Source organism: Prevotella sp. CAG:255 (assembly GCF_000431195.1).
Classification (GTDB): Bacteria; Bacteroidota; Bacteroidia; order Bacteroidales; family Bacteroidaceae; genus Prevotella; species Prevotella rara.
This window is the reverse complement of sequence record NZ_HF986759.1, coordinates 1-18,444: the sequence shown is the minus strand read 5'-3', so window position 1 is coordinate 18,444 and position 18,444 is coordinate 1. Positions and strand designations below refer to the sequence as shown.

15 protein-coding genes are annotated in these 18,444 nt (G+C 40.6%); 6 read left to right on the top strand and 9 right to left on the bottom strand.

Features of this window, described 5'->3' with window-relative positions:
* Nucleotides 1-772 precede the first annotated feature (772 nt).
* The 3 genes from QVO66_RS00480 to QVO66_RS00470 all read left to right on the top strand — a co-directional run bounded on the left by QVO66_RS00480 (nt 773) and on the right by QVO66_RS00470 (nt 3,578).
* Nucleotides 773-1,291, top strand: a complete 519-nt coding sequence (locus QVO66_RS00480) for a hypothetical protein (protein WP_021853398.1) — start codon at nt 773-775, stop codon at nt 1,289-1,291.
* 3 nt (nt 1,292-1,294) lie between these two features.
* On the top strand, nt 1,295-2,563 hold the full coding sequence (locus QVO66_RS00475; protein ID WP_021853397.1) for an RtcB family protein: 1,269 nt from the start codon (nt 1,295-1,297) through the stop codon (nt 2,561-2,563).
* Between the two features lie 154 nt (nt 2,564-2,717).
* The gene (locus QVO66_RS00470; RefSeq protein ID WP_021853396.1) at nt 2,718-3,578 is read left to right on the top strand and encodes a hypothetical protein; all 861 of its coding nucleotides are present in this window, start codon (nt 2,718-2,720) and stop codon (nt 3,576-3,578) included.
* A 378-nt stretch (nt 3,579-3,956) separates the two neighbouring features.
* On the opposite strand, the gene QVO66_RS00465 is transcribed toward QVO66_RS00470, so the two are convergent.
* From QVO66_RS00465 to QVO66_RS00440, 6 genes are all read right to left on the bottom strand, one after another.
* Entirely contained in the window at nt 3,957-4,640 is a 684-nt protein-coding gene (locus QVO66_RS00465; protein ID WP_021853395.1) for a hypothetical protein, read from the bottom strand.
* 180 nt (nt 4,641-4,820) lie between these two features.
* A complete protein-coding gene (locus tag QVO66_RS00460; protein WP_288172396.1) occupies nt 4,821-5,309 on the bottom strand; it encodes a hypothetical protein in 489 nt (162 codons plus the stop codon).
* Nucleotides 5,310-5,664: 355 nt separating this feature from the next.
* On the bottom strand, nt 5,665-6,174 hold the full coding sequence (locus QVO66_RS00455; RefSeq protein WP_021853392.1) for a hypothetical protein: 510 nt from the start codon (nt 6,172-6,174) through the stop codon (nt 5,665-5,667).
* Nucleotides 6,175-6,418: 244 nt separating this feature from the next.
* Nucleotides 6,419-7,078, bottom strand: coding sequence for a hypothetical protein (locus tag QVO66_RS00450; RefSeq protein ID WP_021853391.1), 660 nt, complete (start codon nt 7,076-7,078; stop codon nt 6,419-6,421).
* A gap of 51 nt (nt 7,079-7,129) precedes the next feature.
* Nucleotides 7,130-7,690: a hypothetical protein gene (locus QVO66_RS00445; RefSeq protein ID WP_021853390.1), complete on the bottom strand. Its 561-nt coding sequence runs from the start codon at nt 7,688-7,690 to the stop codon at nt 7,130-7,132.
* Nucleotides 7,691-7,692: 2 nt separating this feature from the next.
* Entirely contained in the window at nt 7,693-7,914 is a 222-nt protein-coding gene (locus QVO66_RS00440; protein WP_021853389.1) for a DUF6140 family protein, read from the bottom strand.
* A gap of 820 nt (nt 7,915-8,734) precedes the next feature.
* On the opposite strand from QVO66_RS00440, the gene QVO66_RS00435 reads away from it, so the two are divergent.
* Both QVO66_RS00435 and QVO66_RS00430 read left to right on the top strand, forming a co-directional pair.
* Nucleotides 8,735-10,135: a hypothetical protein gene (locus QVO66_RS00435; RefSeq protein WP_021853387.1), complete on the top strand. Its 1,401-nt coding sequence runs from the start codon at nt 8,735-8,737 to the stop codon at nt 10,133-10,135.
* 393 nt (nt 10,136-10,528) lie between these two features.
* On the top strand, nt 10,529-11,017 hold the full coding sequence (locus tag QVO66_RS00430; RefSeq protein ID WP_021853386.1) for a DUF4251 domain-containing protein: 489 nt from the start codon (nt 10,529-10,531) through the stop codon (nt 11,015-11,017).
* 1,268 nt (nt 11,018-12,285) lie between these two features.
* On the opposite strand, the gene secDF is transcribed toward QVO66_RS00430, so the two are convergent.
* From secDF to QVO66_RS00415, 3 genes are all read right to left on the bottom strand, one after another.
* Nucleotides 12,286-15,282 carry a protein translocase subunit SecDF gene (secDF, locus tag QVO66_RS00425; RefSeq protein WP_021853385.1) on the bottom strand — a complete coding sequence of 999 codons (2,997 nt, stop codon included), beginning with the start codon at nt 15,280-15,282 and terminating at the stop codon, nt 12,286-12,288.
* Between the two features lie 107 nt (nt 15,283-15,389).
* Nucleotides 15,390-16,475, bottom strand: coding sequence for an endonuclease/exonuclease/phosphatase family protein (locus tag QVO66_RS00420; RefSeq protein WP_021853384.1), 1,086 nt, complete (start codon nt 16,473-16,475; stop codon nt 15,390-15,392).
* A gap of 26 nt (nt 16,476-16,501) precedes the next feature.
* Nucleotides 16,502-17,425, bottom strand: coding sequence for a rhomboid family intramembrane serine protease (locus QVO66_RS00415; protein WP_021853383.1), 924 nt, complete (start codon nt 17,423-17,425; stop codon nt 16,502-16,504).
* A gap of 213 nt (nt 17,426-17,638) precedes the next feature.
* Here QVO66_RS00415 and QVO66_RS00410 point away from each other — a divergent pair, with 213 nt between their 5' ends.
* Nucleotides 17,639-17,911, top strand: coding sequence for an HU family DNA-binding protein (locus tag QVO66_RS00410; RefSeq protein ID WP_021853382.1), 273 nt, complete (start codon nt 17,639-17,641; stop codon nt 17,909-17,911).
* Nucleotides 17,912-18,444 lie beyond the last annotated feature (533 nt).

The window sequence follows — 18,444 nt, the reverse complement described above, 5'->3', positions numbered from 1 at the left end:
TATTGATTGGCAACTTGCGGACATTCATTAAAGTTTTTAAAGAAACTCATCACTCGTCACATCTGCATGTAATAATTTGACATTCAATCTATTACGATGTGACGAGTTGATTTTCCAACTCGTCACACTATCGGCTGTCTCCATGTTATGTGATGAGTTGGGCCAGCAACTCATCACGCTATAACGCGCTGAGCGACAACAGGTTAAGCTGCAATGTGACGAGTGATGAGTTCCTTTTAAAAATATATTCGCCCGTATCATCAACACAAGAACATAAACATTACAACAAGAATGTGCAGCAGACGTTATAAATGCCATTATATTAAAATCTGCATAAGACAAAACGCTGACATATAAAAGCATGCCTTTTACACTGCAAAACATGGCCTTTCAGCATGCAAAAGGGCACGTTTTAGAGACACAAAAGACGCAGATTACATAAGTAATGCACATATTCTTATCCAACCCGTCTATTTTAGCTCCGTATAAGCAAGCATCATGATTGCCACAGATGATCATGCCAAAGTTCATTGATTTTCGAAACATAAAACGTCTATAACAGCGGGGTATCTACCGTCTAAAGAGATTTGCAGCCATACTATTATTGACTTAATGTTATGCAATAAAGTTACTTGTTTACTTATGAAAAGCCACGGCACATCCTTGTCTTTTTCATATATTCATATTATTCCTTATGTTATGCCTTAATTTGGCACTTACCAATCTTTACTTTGCAGCAGAATTGATGTTAAACCATTAAAAAACATGTAATATGGCAGCAAAGAATTGGAACAACGATTTTATGGCAAAAGTATTGGAAGAAGCCGCATGGAAAGAACTATCAAGCGAGTTTGCGTGGAATGAGCAAATGTTGGAAAAATACAAGGACAAGGTATCGTGGAAAGAAATTTCCTGCAATAGAAACATCCTTTGGACCACATCCATGATAGAGAAGTTCAAAAACAAAGTTGATTGGGAGGAACTTTCCGGTTCTGACAATAAACATCTGTTTACGGCGGAAAATCTGGAGAAATACAAGGAATATTGGAACTGGCATGAATTATCGGGAAACTCCAATATCGAACTTACTCACGCACTTTTGGATGATTTTGCCGAGTATTGGGATTGGAGCAAAATCATAGACTGCTATAATCGGGACAAATTGTATAGCATGGAATTCCTTGAAAAATATCAGGACTATATCCCTGCATCCGCTTTGCAGCGTTCACATCTGTGGGATCAGTTGATTGAAGACGAGAAAAAACAATTAAAGATACGTATCCTTTCATAAAAAATGAAAACCATAGAAAACTACAATATAAAAATCTATACTGACAACATTGAAGACAACGCCGTTGAGCAAATCAAGGAGCTGATGTCCATCGATGTTTTCAGAAAGTGCAAAATTCGCATCATGCCCGATGTGCATGCCGGGGCAGGCTGCGTAATCGGCTTTACCGGCAATCTCGGGGAGAGGATCATCCCTAATATTGTTGGAGTTGACATCGGTTGCGGAATATATGTAAGGCCGTTCGTATGTATAAAAGACATCGACTGGCACGCACTTAACGAGTTTATCTTGCATAACATACCATCAGGACATGGCCACCGCAACGCCACTTCTGCTCCACTGCCCGACAAATACATGGACGGCTACCGCGAGGCCAAGGAAATTGTAAAAGCCCTGCGCTGCAACCGCGATCTGAAAGATAACAAGCGGCTGTACAAGTTGATAGGAACACTCGGCGGCGGCAACCATTTTATCGAAGTTGACCGCGACGAGGCTGGTTTATATTACCTTGTTATACATACCGGAAGCAGAAATCTCGGCAAGCAAGTAGCCGATATATATCAGAAGTTGGCAATAAAGTGCCAATTAGGCTGGGCGGAACTTATGGAAGTGAAAGAACAGATGATAGCAGAGTATAAGGCTGCTGGACGCAAGTCGGAGTTACATGAAGCCATACGCCAGTTGCATTGCTCATTCAAGACTAAGAAGCCTGCCGTACCACAGGAATTATCTTACCTTGAAGGACGCTACCGCGACGACTATCTGAATGACATGCGCCTGTGTCAGCGTTGGGCAGAAATAAACCGCCAAATGATTGCGGAGCTTATCACAGACTGGCTCGTAGCCCAAGGCTCTGCCGATATTAGTACATGTGAAGAAAAGCCCTTCGAGAGCGTCCACAACTATATCGGCCTAGACAACATCATCCGCAAAGGTGCAATAGCCGCCTACGAAGGACAGAAGTGCATCATTCCGCTTAATATGCGTGACGGATCATTGATATGCATCGGCAGGGGCAATACCGACTGGAACTGCTCGGCCCCGCACGGTGCAGGACGCATCATGAGCCGCAAGCAAGCCTTCAACAGCATAAGCTTGGACGATTACGCAAAGTCAATGCAAAGCATCTATACCGAGAGCGTGAACGAAGGTACAAAAGACGAATCGCCAATGGCATACAAGCCGAAGGATGAGATCATCGGAAACATCAAAGATACCGTAAACATTGTGAATGTGATAAAGCCTGTCTATAATTTCAAAGCAGCTGAATAGTATGGACGAACCTAAAATCTTGAACGGCTTTATTACCTGATACGTCTTAAAAAACATAGGAATTGGTATGAATAATAAATAATCTTAACAACACTTGTAAATCAAGAAATAAACATTTACTTTTGGTGAAACCTTAATAAAAATATTATTGATTATGAATACGTTATCAGAAGAATTAACCACGCTTTATAATAGCAAATGGGAAAACTTAATTAAACAGTTAAAGGCCAACGGACTGAGAAACCAATTGCAATGCCCGTTTTTGATTTCTGCATTACGAATATCGGACATTGAGAAAAAACGTGAAGAAAATAAACTGTGTTTAGAAGAAATACCGGAAAACGAAGCTTGGTATACTCATGCGGACATAAGAATAATGTTTTTCGGCCAAGAACCTTATATGTGGGAGAAATGGGATGAAGACATGAAAACTCCAGATGTGGGTGACCTGATGTATACATATGAAAAATTCTTGGGCGATAATTATGTACCGTACAAGAATGGCGGATACTTTGACCAAGACAAGTTAAGAAGCCGATTATTTAAATTCTCCATAAATGGCATTCTCTCATGTTTAATGGAAGAGATGGAAAAATCTTATCCAGGTAAAACCATCTCAATGATTTGGAACAATATCTCCAAACTGTCAGCCGTTACAAAGTCGGGAGGTGGCCCTGTCAATGCTTCAGTACATGAGATTGAACATAAATATTTCCATGTCATTCCTAAAGAAGTAGAAATCCTTAAGCCAAACATACTGATCTTCTTCACAGGACCAGGCGAGAACACGTATTATAAATATATTCAAGAAAACTTTACCGTGGATGACAATCCGTCACCCCTTGCCTCCTTATCTGTACATGATGTGGCAAAATTGCCAATCAGAGAAGTGGAGTTAGCTTACAAGACACATCATCCCAACTCTACAATATCTGATGAATCTCATTGGAATAATTATCATGCCATTCTTAATGATATAAAAGAAAATATCGACAAATTACTGAAAAAAGAATAACCCGTTTCGGCACAGCCTTATCTCATCTTTACACGACTTTTGGATAAAAATATCAAGAAAGTTCAAGTTGTTGTGTATTCTACATATGTAAAGGTAATGATTCCGGCTTGCTCCCAAAGAAACAATCTGCGACAAGCGCCGTCAATCTTGACACTATAAAATATTTTGTGTAAATGTAAACAAAATCCAGATATAAGAGGAAAATCACAACTGAATCCTGTTTACATTTACACAAAATTTTGGACTGTGTCTTAATTCTTATTCCAAGATATGATATTCCTGCATTACAATATCAAGAAAAGGATCACATCTTCATGCTAAAAGGCAACACTGTGCCTTGTACCATACAAAGACACATGCCATAAGCAAGGCCGAGCATTACAACTTCTGAATTCTCTGTCTAAAGTCTTCTATCAGTTTCTTTATCGTCTCATTCTTGTATGAAACATCTTCATAAAGGAACTCACCGGGAGCAGACATAATGAAATAATCTCCGGGGCGTCCGCATTCAGACAATGTAGTCAAACCTAAAGACTTAAAGTCATCATCTACCAACTCCATTCCCAAATCTTCTTTCAGCACCTTTTGCACAGCTTCGTCAGGGATGTTATAAATGCCTTTGTCTGCCATCAGATAAACAATATATTTACTCGGGCCTGAATTGGCACGACAAATAGGTGATTCCAGCATATCCAGGAAATTTATTTCAGGTTTCTTTATTTTCATTGCCAAGACAATGTCCGGACTCTTATATCCCCTCTCCACTTTATTCTTCAGCGCATAATAATAATGAAGTCTGTCGCGTGAAAAATTTCTGTAGAAATAAGGATCATACTGCACGCAGGTTTCATCACGGCCTTCAAGCCCGAGAATATTCTCCAGTTTACGAATCTCGGCATTAAGTCTCTCGCGCTTTCTTGCAACGGCAGGTATACGGTTATAAATCTTCTTTACACCATCTGCCAACATTACAAATGGAATGCTTAATACCAATCCAGCCAAAACGCCTCCAACAACGACATTGCCCACCAGCTCATCCTTATCAATTTTCTTAAATTTCATAGTCTATTTTTGTTATAAAATTTGTTTTCACCTTTATCACCTTCTGCATCTTCACCCATAAAGGCACATTCTGCAGAATCGAAGTTAATCAATTTATATCAACCGCATTTATCATCATCACACGCAAACCCGCAAATAGCACATATATCGCCTTACAAAGTTAATACATTCAACCGATGTTCAGTTGACGCACATATCTTGACCGTTATCATCAGCATTCAGTTTTGTATATATCATCTTGCTCTCAACCTTACGTTCATAGGCCACCTTCATCAGGTCGTTATAATTATCGTTGAGCAGATTGCAGGTAGCCAGCAGGAAATTAGCAAAGACGTCCAGACTAAGTCCGTCTTCTGGCACGTTAATCATGGCCTGTGCCATAAGCCTGCATTCGTCTACAGACAGATACATGTGTGCCTGATTAAACGCCATATAGTGTATCTCATTAATCTTATAGAGCACGTCCGTCATACTTTCTCTTGGCAGGCAGGATGTAAGATAGCTCAGGTTGTAAAGCATCCTGTTCGCTTCATGAAACACAAGACACATCGACACCTTGACATATTCCGCCTGCAGGTCAAACTCAAAACTGCTTTTCTCTTCATTGATGACATACCCAACCTCCAGTTCTTCAAGCAGTTCCGCCACCATTTTCTTGAGATTTTTCATAAGCGATATATATTGAAATTGCGACAAAGTCATTCCATTACAATCTTTTTTGGCATAAGATTTCAGGAAAAATCTATGCCAAAAAAGATTGTATCAAAAAAGAATAGTATTGGTACACATAAATATTTAAATTAGAAAAGATATGTCAAACATGACATTTCATCTGTATAATATTTATTCAAATTTAAATGATACCATTATAAATCAATGTTTTATCTTGATAATACAAATTCAAATACTTACATTTATTTTACACTGTCACTTTCTTATCCGAAAATATTTTTCTCAACAAAGAAGTTTAACTTCAGAAATTAGCAATAAATATCGTGCCTAATTCTACAAAGCAATCATTATTTCATTGATTAAATATTTTATCAAAAATATTCATTGCAGTTTTAGCACGTTTCGCATTTTTTGCGTATTCATCCTGTTTCTTTATATCTTTCAGTGTTTTTTCCTGAAGGCTACTATAGCTATCGGCAGACATATTCTTATATTTATTTATTGCACTAAGACGATCGAAAAATCCTATGATTGCGGGTATGAAAATAATTATAGCCAAACCTCTCAATATATAAGACCACCAAGCTGTAGCCGTCAACACCTCATGTGTTCCTCTCTCTGTACCGAAAAACCAATATTCATATTCTTCCGTCTCATAAATTGGGAAATATTCTGCCAAAATATACCCAGCTATAAACATCACAATAGATAATATCACCCAAAAGCGATATACGAAGAAAGCATTTCTATGTTTTTGCAACAACTGTTCACGTGACAATCCTACAACTTGTTCCTGCTTATAACGAAGACGAAAAGATACAAGTACCAATACTATAATCAAAATTATTAATAAAATTTCCATAATATTTATTTTCTAATATTTCTTGCATATTATTTATAAAAATGATGTCAAGTTGCTTTTTATATAAAAAGATCTATGCTCATCAGCAAAAAGGACTATAACATCTCCTAAACAGAGTTTATATTTGTCTATAGACAATTGCACTATGTCGTTATTTTACCATACATAAGAAAAATAAGCATGACAATATGCTCTTGGTATTATCATCGACTTAACTTACTCCTATTTGCCATAGATTAAATTCTCACAGACCTATTTTTTTTGCATAATCCTCTAAATTACAATTCTTAACAGCCAAGTATTTTTCAAAACAACTCATAGATTTACATAAAAAACCTAAAAAGAGACTGCCAATAATGATAATCATAGGCCAAAATACATAATAATGCCACGAATACGTTTGTGTCTGAATTTCACCAAACAACCAGTTAGATGTAGTTTCAATATCAATATGACGATACGAATACATCCAAAAACATATCCCAGCAAATATGAGATTCGTAAACGTTAACATTAGCCAGACAGAAAAATCTGCGTGTTTATCTGACATTTCTTTTTTTTTCATTGACAACACAGTTGCTTTCTGAACATCGTTAAATATATCGGGCCTATCATATCCGTCCCATTGACATCCGCAATTATGGCAGATGTATTTTACAGAATTTAAAGATTGTGTTTTTAATCCAACTTCATCTAATAGGACATTCATTTCTGGACTAAAAAAATTTTTTACTAATCTGCCTGCTCCAGGAGTAACAGAATCGGCAATAAATCCAACCCCTTCCTTAGCACTTTCGCGAATAGCAAATTTTCCAACGTTCTTTAATCCTGTCTTAACTTTTCTTTTTATTTTATCATTATTCTGATATTTACCACATTTAGGACAAATCAAATTTCTTGGCATAATTATATATTCTTGGTTATTATTTTTATAACAGATTATCAAAAAGCCTCACTACCTAAGTTTTTTCCCCTCTTTCTTTGCTTGCTCAAAAATATTTTTGATTAAATCTTTTTGTGAAAGCACATCCTTGACGGCACTATTAAGTTTACTGATATCAAGCTCTGGTCCATTCTTTTCAGCCAACACGCACAAAGCTTTTAAATAGACCCATCCTGCCGTAAGCGTAATAGCATATTGCGAAGCACTCATTATTAATGCCCCTCCCAACGTGCCCAAACCCGGGATAAATTTTAAGCTACTGGCTACTCCACTCATTGCAACATAGCTTAAAAGATTAGTTCCAATACCTGAGGCTATTGTCTTAATGACATTATCTTTTACTTTTAATTTTATTTTACCGTTAATCCTAATATACATACCCCATATTGCAGCTGCACCTGCCGCAATATCAGCACCTGGTACAGGAATCCATGCAGCACCAACAGCAAGTTTGCTATGAAGTTTCACAATACTTACAATTTCTTGTGGAAGAATTTTATCTGCTTGCTGATCAAGCAATCCCATCAGCTTAACCAATTTTGTCGCAGTTTGCAAAAGATCAAGTGTTTCCATAATTATCCAATTTGTATTACATCTAAGTCAACCATATTCAGCGCACCAGCCTTTTTTATATCAACGCCATACACGCGATAAAAGGCATCAGCAACGAGTTTACCTCCATTTGTCGAAACAGGATTACTGAATGATGATGAAGACACATCAACACTCATACCAGGTTCAAGACGTATCCCGTTTGAATTTTTCATCCTCTTTAATGTTATTCTAAATAATGGCATAGTTTTAATCTCCTTATTTATAGTTATTTATGATTTATATTTAGTTTTGATTTAAGTAACATTTCCGTACAAAAGTATGTGTTCCTAATTATTTGCATGTTTTAATTTTGTAAAGAGAGGAATTTATAAAGTTGTACACAATCCATTTTCAGGTTCATAATAATTCATCTTTTATTATTTTAACAGAAGGCCATGACAGATTCATCATTGCCATTTACCATAATTATATAGAGAAAGTTCTATCTTTCAAGAAACTTCACAATACATCAAAACAAGTCCAGTATTGAATAATGCAGCTTATTAATGCTGTCTTGTCCAACTACATCAAAACAATATTTCCCCCTCATAGTTTTACACACCTATAAGTCCACGAAGTCGGCATTAGATTTAACATTACGGAAAAGGCGTGAGGACTTGCTGCCATTCATCAAGAAACAGGCATCGCCAAACGCCTAACCAGAAATGAACAGAAACAATACTCCCACGCCGTTCTGATATGTAAATACGGCAATAGCCGTAACGACATATACAAAAACGGATGAGCGTCATGTCCCTTCATCCTTCTGGTATTGAATTTGGCGATTTCGTTCCTTAGGATGAAAGCATCAACGCTTTCCTTATTAATCCGGCGATTTCTCCCGCCGGATATTGCAAAGATACGTTTTTTGCCCGAACATGACGCTCTTTTATATGAAAATTTGTATTGCTTCATTTATTTTTTCACAAAAATACGGATAATCATTCTTTAAAACAGAAAGAAAAAACTACATTTGAAAGGTGGAATTGAAATAGTACCAAAAACTGCATAAACTGATACAAGATGAACGAGAAACTGGAGATATTGCAATGTCTGATTGAAAACCAAGCCTTTGCACCGTCACACTCTGCACTGGCAAAAGAATTAGGATATAATGGCAAGATGGTTATTTACAGACTGTCGGAAGGGAAGGTTAAGGACGACACCATAAACAAAATCACCGAACAGATATGTAACAGATTCGGACTTTATGAAGAACATCTTTACAAAATTGCACGGATATTCTACGGCGTGAAATTCTTTTACGACAAACTTATATCAGAGATGGACACACGAAATCCTGAATGGATAAAAAATCTGATAATATCTTTAACGTGCAACGAATACGACAACTTTTCGCATAAGTTCAAAGACGAGATCATGCCTGTGCTCATCGACCTTAAGAACGATGAGCGCGATGTTTATTGGGGCATCGTGGCAATGATATTCATAAAGGCAAACGGCATTGATGCATATAAATATATCAAAAAGAAAGAGACATGGAAAATAGTCGACATGCTCGAAAATATCCTGTCGTATATTTACCCTGAAAGACACGATGCACACGAAGCCGCAGAAAACATGAAAAGACTTAACAATGCACAAGCCCTTTGGAATATTATTCACAATTTTATCATAATATTTAGATATTATACTGAAGAAAACTTTAGAAATGAAGCCCTCAAACTGTTGCGCATTTTCAACTTCGGAAAGCGGAGCTACTGGCGTTTGCCGCACAGCAGCTATGGCCAGGACAGCGAAATATGGCTTCTTGTCTGCCAAACATACCAACGTGGCACAAACGGATTTTATATAGCAATGCGCATGAAAGCCGGCAAAGACATAGAGACTTTCACCATTGACAAAACGCTTATACTGAATTTCTGGACTATCGACAAGGAGGACGACCCGCCCGTGTTACAAGTATTCGAAGGATACGGAAAAGAGCGCAAATGCTGTTTTTACCTTTATGAATACGATGAGTCTCAGCACGAACTTAACATAGAAGTCATTCCCGACAACGGCACACCGTTAGGACTGCCCGAAACCTTACAGATGATAAACTTTGACAATCCCGAAGGCAAAGACGAAAAAGTGTGGGCAAGAATATTAAGTATATGGGACGAACAGCAGGGCGAAGCCGAATTTAAGAAAACCAAAGAAGCCATATCAGGCTTTGCAGACATGTCTGACGCTTATCATATCAAAGATGTGTTTATCAGCAAGACAACATTCTCACTCATTATTGAACACGACGGTAATACAAGCAACTATCATATTTCTGTTGACAAATACTACTTTCTCACTGAAATAAATCCTTCACAGAAAATTGTGATAGTGAAGAGCCTTGAAGATGACGCTTTATACGCAAGTTGGCCGGATAGAGGAGACGTTATAAAATTGTCTGAATTTACGGTAAAATAATAATTGGAAAATGATACGAATTAAAATCGTATCATTTTTGTTTTTGGATAAAGTTATATAGACAAAATAAACTCTTTATTTTATATAAGATTTTCACGAATCAAGAATTCAATCAACATGCAACATTAGAAGCAGAGACATTAGATATATGCTCATGCAAAAGCTATTAAACATGATATTATTTTAACGATACGGGACATAAGCTCCACACATTTTAACCACGCTAAACAACTGTTTGAACAACTTGAATCAATTTATCTTAAAAAGATTTAGAGGAAAGACTATATAATGAGAAATTGGCTAATTTTGCAACATCGGCTAATAGCCGGGAAATGGCGTGAAGAGGCGAACGACAGGGAACGGAATGAAAGAAATTTATTTTTGATGTGACATATGAAAAGGATTTTATTTATAATAACCGCGGCAATAATTCTTGTGGCATGCGCCACGACGGACAGGCAACAGAATGACAGGAAGAAACAGGAGAAGGCCGAGATGATAAGCAGGGCGGTGTGCAACCGCGACTTCAAGATAAACGTGCAGACGGCTCACCCTACGAGGGGCATGTCGGTACAGCTGACGGCAGACTTCGACCTGAGGATTAAAGGCGACAGCGTGGTGTCGTATCTGCCCTACTTCGGCAGGGCTTATAACGTGCCTTACAGCGGCGGAAAGGGGCTCAACTTCAGCGGAGTGACAGAGGACTTCAAGATAACGCAGCCTAAACGCGACAGAAAGCACGTGGAGTTCAGCGTGAAAAACGATGAGGATACATATAAATTCTATATTGATGTGTTTGACAACGGCAGTGCGTCGATAAACGTCATGCCGCAGCAACGCGAGATGATATCGTTCAATGGCGAGATTGAACTGCACGAATGACGCCACAACGGCGACCTTGAGAAAAACCATTTTGGGGATAGACGCATAGACTAAAATGTAAATATTTCGGACGTCAGCCGAACAATTAACGCTCTCAGAGCAGCGATAGTCTTCACGAATACAGGATTTTACATGAAAAACGTCCAAAATAGGGCGTTTATGTTAAATCATTATCATTCAACACATTACGCACGCTGAGCGACAAAACAGCAAGAGTTAAAAAATATTACTCGCCCACTTACGGTGCGAAAGTGGGCCTTTTACGAAGTGAAAGCAGGCCGTTTTCTATTCAAAAGTCATAGATTAAGACACAAAAAACGCATGTTTTGGCTCGCTTAAAACAGCTAAAAGCAAACGTATGTTAATAAAGAAGACATACAAGCGCATTAAATTTAACATCCGTTACACATCAGATTTCTAGATTGAAAAATTATTTTGTCCTAAATTTTTACTCGCCAACGTTAGTAGAATTGATTGCAAAAAGTAAAATTTTATGGAATAATAAGAATATAAAAGCGCAGCTACATAAATCTACACAAATGCAACGTGAAAAGCAAATACAGCCAATTAATCAACAATTATTCTGCTTTTTACACTTTGAGAATTTAAAGCCAAATATGTCATTAGATCACACATAGTTTTTATCTATAGTGCATTCATGATTTCAGCACGTCTTTTGATTTCTATTGGCGCAAGACGTTAAGCGTAAATGAAGCTAAGCGTTAACCACTATGAAACGCCGTTCGGCGTTAGCCAATTATAAAAGTGTCTGCAAATAATCAAACAAAACCCAATCAATACAAAGCAAAAATACAGACCGAATACTAACAAACAGGTCTGGTTTAAAAAAGAACATCATCGTGACATAAGACCTAGATATGTCTGCATTTAGGTTTACATGATGTGCCATCAATTCTACATTAATTAGAAGATGTACGTCAGAAACAGACTCGAAGCGATGAAAAGCCAAATAAAAGGCATAAATTTAAGCCTACATCAGTCATTATAGTTCTGCTGTACAGACTTAGATTGAACGGATTAACCATTTGGCTACTCAAAGGAAAACAAATGCAAGAATACAACAAAGAAGACTACTGGAGGCATCAATACACTTGCAACAGGCAGAACATATCCAGGCTGCTGACTATTCAGGATTAAGAACAATTCTGCAAGACATCCGATCCGTAACAAAAAAGGTGGATACACATTGATGCGTATCCACCCATTTATATTGAATATATGACTTAACGTCTTATTCAGCAAAACACTTATGCAGCCTTAACCTCTGATGTCTTGTTGGCCTTGCGACCTAAAGTGATGTAAGCAATAGGAGCTGCAATGAAGATTGAAGACAGTGTACCGAATACAACACCGAGAATCATCGCGAACGAGAAGCTGCGGATGCTGTCACCTCCAAGGAAGAAGATACAAAGCAATACCAGCAACGTTGTTGAAGACGTGTTGATTGTACGTGCCAATGTCTCGTTCAGAGAGTCGTTGAATATTGTCCAGTAGTCACGCTTCTTGTACAGTCCGAGGTTCTCACGTATACGGTCGAACACAACCACCTTATCGTTGATTGAATAACCGATAACGGTAAGGATAGCTCCGATGAACGTCTGGTCGATTTCGAGAGAGAACGGAACCAAACCCCACAATGCTGAATAGAAGCCGATAACGATTATCGTATCGAGAGCCAGAGCCACTGTTGAACCAACAGAGAAGGCTACATTGTGGAAACGGATGAGGATGTATAAGAAGATGGCTATAAGAGCGAATATGACGCTTATGATAGCTCCGTAAGTGATATCCTTAGCAACTGACGGACCCACCTTGGCACTACTGATAATAGAGCCGCCTGCGCGTACATCAGGATTCTTGAACACCTCTACGCTCTTCTGTGTCACCATGCCTGCGCTTGAGAGCGACTTGAACAGGATGTCCTCTACCTCGTTGTCAACTGCCGGATTGTTAGAGTCAATCTTATAGTTAGTTGAAATACGGATGGTCTTGTGGTCTGTACCCAATGCAATTGCGCTCACTGTACTGTTCGGGAATGCCGGACGGAGCACTGCAGTTACCTGCTCAGGCTCTACGGCCTTCTCAAGCTTGATTACATAGTTACGTCCACCTGTGAAGTCGATGCTCTTGCTGAGACCGCGAACTGCGAAGCTGATAGCGAACAGCACAACTGCGATACCTGCTATTGTGAAGGTCTTACGATACATTGACATAAAGCCGATGTTTGTGCCCTGCAGGAACTTGCGAGATATCTTTGTTGTGAAGTTCTGGTTCAGCCACTTGTCTTTCTTCATCTTGTGCTCATAAACGAGACGTGTAAGATAAACGGCTGTAAAGAATGAGCAGCAGATACCGATTATAAGAGTTGTGGCGAATCCGCGGATAGGACCTGTACCGAAGACATAAAGGATGACACCTGTTATGATTGAGGTAAGGTTAGAGTCGAAGATAGCAGAGAAGGCGTTGCCATAGCCGGCCTCGATAGCCTGCTTGAGCTGCTTGCCCTTGCGTAACTCTTCCTTGGTACGCTCATAGATAAGCACGTTAGCGTCGACGGCCATACCCAATGACAGCACGATACCGGCAATACCCGGCATGGTCAGCGCCGCCTGGAAGGAGGTTAGAATACCTAACGTAAAGAAGAGGTTAAGTATAAGTGCCAAGTTGGCCATCATACCCGGAATCAGGTCGTACATGACGATCATGTAGATCATCAGCAATACGAAGGCTACAACGAACGAGATAAGACCCTGCTGGATTGACTGAGCACCGAGAGAAGGTCCTACGACGTCTTCCTGAACGATGCGTGCAGGTGCAGGCATACGTCCTGACTTAAGCGTGTTGGCCAAGTCTTTTGTATCCTCAATGGTGAAGTTACCGTTGATAGACGACTGTCCGCCAGGAATTTCACCGCTTACGCGAGGTGCGCTGTAAACAGCATCGTCGAGCACGATGGCAATAGCCTTACCCACATTAGCCTTTGTAAGGGCTGCCCAGCGGCGTGCACCGTCTGAGTTCATGGTCATGCTTACCTCAGGAGCACCTGTAACGTTGTTAAACTGGTCTGTAGCATATGTTATCACGTCGCCTTCAAGCGGAGCACGTCCGTTGCTCTGTGTAACCTTTATTGCATAAAGTTCGAACACATTCTTTACAGAAAGTCCGTCAGCAGGCTTAGCGCCCCAAAGAAGTTTCAGGTTAGACGGGAGCACCTGCTTGGCAAGTTCTGATGTGATAATCTTGTTGATTGCTGCTGTATCGCGTACGTTAGCATATCCTACAACGCTCAGTGAGCCCTGCGGAGCCAGCTGCAACATAGCCAGCAGAGGATTCTGCTTCTTGGCGAGAGCGAGCTGTGCATCAGTCTCAGTAGCCTTGGCAGCGTTCTTTGCGTCGTTCTTTATCTGGAACTTAGGCTTAGCCTCTGCCTTTGCGGGCTCAGCCTTGGCAGCTGTGCTGTCGCTTACAGCAGTTGTATCAGCGGCTGTAGCAGACGAACCGGCAGCAAGACGCTGGTTGATCTGAGCCAGATACGGAGTAACCTCTTCGCTGTTGAATGTCTCCCAGAATTCGAGGTTGGCGCTACCCTGAAGAAGTTTACGGATACGCTCAGGCTCGCGGATACCAGGCATTTCTACCATGATACGGCCCTGCTGTCCCTCAAGTTTCTGGATATTGGGCTGAACAACGCCGAACTTGTCGATACGGTTGCGCACTACGTTGTAAGAGTTGTCGATAGCCGACTGAACCTCTTCGCGCAGAGCCTTCTCCACCTCAGCGTCAGAGCTTTGTGTGCTCACCTTGCCCTTAAGCTGCTGTGTGGCAAAAACTTCAGCCAGACGATGTCCGGGCGCATTCTGATGATAATACTTAATGAAAAGAGAGATAAAATCACTCTGACTTGTCTCTTCCTCCTTCTTAGCCTGTTCCATTGATTTAACGTAGGCAGCGTCTGTCTTGTGGTCAGCCAGCACGTCTACAACATCAGGAACAGAAATCTCGAGGATTACGTTCATACCGCCTTTAAGGTCAAGACCCAGACCAATCTGCGTCTCCAAGCACTTCTGGTAAGAATAAATACCCAGATATTTAACAGAATCCTTGTAGTTCTGCTGGTCAATCGGGTCTTTAATCTTTGCTGCCTGACTGTCGTAATAGCTAGTTGCGACAGAGAAAGACAAATAGAAAATGCTTGCAAGCGTCAGTAAGACGGCTGTAACAATTACAATTCCTTTGTTTTGCATTTTGATTATTATTAATTTTTAATGTTTTTTCGAGTTTGATATTAATAGGGCACAAAGATAATTATTTTTTTAAACTTTGAAAAATTTAATGCCTCTTATTATTCATTTTAGCGGTTATTTTTATCCTTTCCACGCTTTTTGAGCCAACAATAAATGGGGTAATGGTCTGAATAGCCGATACTTCTGTCAACTTTGCACTTATAGGGCTGCCACAGCTTTGAGCACATTATGTTGTCTATGCGCACAAAGATGGCGTTGTGGTGATAGGATATGCCCGGACCGTTGCCCGACTCAACATAACAGTCGGTAAGCTCGCGCGCCAGAGTACGGTGAGTGTACGATATGGGGTTGTCGTTAAAGTCGCCGCAAAGAATCACGTTGTCGCCGCTATTCCTCACATATTCGGCCACGGCCTCAGCCTGCGGCGCACGTATCTTGGCCGACTCTCCCAGCTTTACTGCCAGGCGTTTCGACTCTGCCCTCACCGTGTCGCTTCCAGCCTTGCCCTTAACCATGTCCTTGAAGCCGGCACGGTCAGCAAGCGACAGTCCGGAGGTCTCAAGGTGATTATTCACCACAGTAACCGTGTCGCCGTCCATTTTCACCTTAAAGGCAGCACTGACGTTGCCCTTAGAAACATAGTCGATGCGCTCACGCGCCACTATCGGATACTTGCTCATCAAGACGAGACACTCGCCCCCGTCCTTGCTCCTCACAGAGTCGATGTATTCGTATACGCCCTTTATCGCGTTTTTTATGTCATCGTCAATGCGTGCTTCCTGCAGGCACACGATGTCGGCATCGGCAGCCACAATATATTCAAGTATCGGATTGTCGTGTCCTTCAGGGGCATTGTCGCTGGCAAAATTATGCACATTATACGACATCACCTTTATCGAGCCAGGCGGCACGTCGCGGCTGATGTTAAGCGGCCAGTAAGTACGCACGGAAGAATAGCTGACAACAAAACCAAGCAGGGAAATAAGCATGTACCTCCGCCTGAACACCGCGAAAAAGACTAGAAAGCAGAAATTGATAAATATAAAGCCTGGAAATATCAGTCCGATATTGGCCATTATAGGATGCTCTGTCGGATTGATGCGGTCCGACAGGCCTACCAGAAACATGGTAACAGCCGTTGCCACATTGGCCCCGGCTATTATCTGCAAAGTAAGGTCTTTAATTTTTTTCATTCACAATGAAGCACATCCGTCATGTGCTATTTTCCTCCGTCAAAGAGTTTACGTTTTTCCTCCTCGCTCAGGCTGTCGTATCCGCTTCGTCTAACCTTGTCGAGTATGCGGTCTATCTCGTCCTGTTCAGCCTTCTTGCGGGCATTATAGTCCCAGTCTGATTCGTTTCTTGTCCTGTCATATCCTCCGGCATTGTCCGACTTGCGGTGAGAGCGGCGCTCCCAGTTGCTCTTCAGATTGTCGAAGAACTGCTGTCCCTTCGACCTTCCGAAAGTTCCTCCGCCCGGATTGTTGCGCCAGTATCTTATCAGCAGCCATCCGAAGAGCATGCCACCGAGGTGGGCGAAATGAGCCACACTGCTGTTTGACGTGCCGAGAGCCGACAACAGCTCAACAACGATGTAGATACACACAAACCACTTGGCCTTTATCGGCAGCGGAAGCGGGAATATGAACAGGCGCTCCTCAGGAAACAGCATGCCGAAAGCAAGCAGCACACCGTAAATGGCACCAGACGCGCCTACAGTTGTCCAAAGATTGAGAATGGCCGAACTGTTATGCGCCACTGCCATTATATCGCCGAAGCCAAAGCCCGGTATCTGGTCGCTGGCAAGCATGTAGAACTCGCCAAACTGTGTTATCAGCTGTATAAGTCCGGCACCGACTCCGCAGACCATATAATAGAAGAGAAACTTCTTAGGTCCCCACACATTCTCAACCACGCAGCCGAACATCCACAGGGCAAACATGTTGAAGAACAGATGCGTGAATCCGGCATGCATGAACATATAAGTGAAGAGCTGATATATCTGGAAATCGCGCGCGAGGAAGAAGTGAAGTCCAAACACGCTGTTCAAGTCGACGCCCTGACGGCCGAACACCCATGTGGCGGCGAACATCAGCACGTTGATAATCAGCAAATTCTTTGTAATAGCAGGTATTCTGAACATACTCAAAATAATTTTTCTAGCATAATAAACGTCGGCAAAAATACTAAAAATATCTGTTATATAGCATAAAGCAGGGCATATACCAACTTTTTTTCATTAAATTCTTCACTTTTTTTTATTTTTTGTTTGACAAATAAAATGATTAGGCTATATTTGCGATAAAAATAGGTTGGGATAATTTTATACTCTAATATTTTAATAACAATTTTAATTATGAACAAAACAGAACTTATTGAAAAAATAGCTGCTGGCTCAGGTTTGTCAAAAGCTGATTCAAAGAAAGCACTCGACGCAACCGTTGCAGCCATCAAAGACGCTCTCGTAGCAGGAGATAAAGTTGCACTTGTTGGCTTTGGAACATTCAGCGTTAACGAGCGCCCGGCTCGCGAGGGTATCAATCCTTCTACAAAGGAGAAGATACAGATTGCTGCTAAGAAGGCTGCGAAATTCAAGGCCGGAGCAGAATTAACTGATGCTTTGAACTAATAAAAGCTTCGAAAATACATAAGCCTGTATCCATGCGGATGCAGGCTTTTTTGTTTATCCCCACCGGCTGATGCGCTGAAGTATGTCAGCACCACCATTTATGAAAAAACGGCAAGCAAACATACAGGATTTTCACTTTAAGCGAGAATATTCAGACCATGTTTTTCACAGGCATATCAGGCATCTGAAAAGCAGACGGTAAGACTTATACAAAAACTTAAAGATCAACCTTGCGCATGATAAAACAAAGCATCATGCAGCAGCATAATGCCAGAACTCAGGCGCATCAATAAAACTATAAAAGAAAGGGAACAGGAAATAAGAAATCTGTGAAAAAAAAGAATTTGTAAGAATAAGAAATAGAAAAAAGTCCAGTCTAGCTTGTGTCTTGATTTTCAACAGTGTAAATGATCTTTTTTTTAAAAAAACGGGAGGAGACTACGACTTTCACAAGCCCAAATGTCTCCACCCTCCTGCAATCGACTAATTGGATATAACCTTAATTCCGCAACTAAGTGCATAGTTTGTTGTTA

Excerpts from the sequence above, each read along its gene's own strand:
- QVO66_RS00480 (WP_021853398.1), top strand. The coding sequence starts at position 773 with ATGGCAGCAAAGAATTGGAACAACGATTTTATGGCAAAAGTATTGGAA.
- QVO66_RS00475 (WP_021853397.1), top strand. The coding sequence starts at position 1,295 with ATGAAAACCATAGAAAACTACAATATAAAAATCTATACTGACAACATT.
- QVO66_RS00470 (WP_021853396.1), top strand. The coding sequence starts at position 2,718 with ATGAATACGTTATCAGAAGAATTAACCACGCTTTATAATAGCAAATGG.
- QVO66_RS00465 (WP_021853395.1), bottom strand. The coding sequence starts at position 4,640 with ATGAAATTTAAGAAAATTGATAAGGATGAGCTGGTGGGCAATGTCGTT.
- QVO66_RS00460 (WP_288172396.1), bottom strand. The coding sequence starts at position 5,309 with ATGAAAAATCTCAAGAAAATGGTGGCGGAACTGCTTGAAGAACTGGAG.
- QVO66_RS00455 (WP_021853392.1), bottom strand. The coding sequence starts at position 6,174 with ATGGAAATTTTATTAATAATTTTGATTATAGTATTGGTACTTGTATCT.
- QVO66_RS00450 (WP_021853391.1), bottom strand. The coding sequence starts at position 7,078 with ATGCCAAGAAATTTGATTTGTCCTAAATGTGGTAAATATCAGAATAAT.
- QVO66_RS00445 (WP_021853390.1), bottom strand. The coding sequence starts at position 7,690 with ATGGAAACACTTGATCTTTTGCAAACTGCGACAAAATTGGTTAAGCTG.
- QVO66_RS00440 (WP_021853389.1), bottom strand. The coding sequence starts at position 7,914 with ATGCCATTATTTAGAATAACATTAAAGAGGATGAAAAATTCAAACGGG.
- QVO66_RS00435 (WP_021853387.1), top strand. The coding sequence starts at position 8,735 with ATGAACGAGAAACTGGAGATATTGCAATGTCTGATTGAAAACCAAGCC.
- QVO66_RS00430 (WP_021853386.1), top strand. The coding sequence starts at position 10,529 with ATGAAAAGGATTTTATTTATAATAACCGCGGCAATAATTCTTGTGGCA.
- secDF (WP_021853385.1), bottom strand. The coding sequence starts at position 15,282 with ATGCAAAACAAAGGAATTGTAATTGTTACAGCCGTCTTACTGACGCTT.
- QVO66_RS00420 (WP_021853384.1), bottom strand. The coding sequence starts at position 16,475 with ATGAAAAAAATTAAAGACCTTACTTTGCAGATAATAGCCGGGGCCAAT.
- QVO66_RS00415 (WP_021853383.1), bottom strand. The coding sequence starts at position 17,425 with ATGTTCAGAATACCTGCTATTACAAAGAATTTGCTGATTATCAACGTG.
- QVO66_RS00410 (WP_021853382.1), top strand. The coding sequence starts at position 17,639 with ATGAACAAAACAGAACTTATTGAAAAAATAGCTGCTGGCTCAGGTTTG.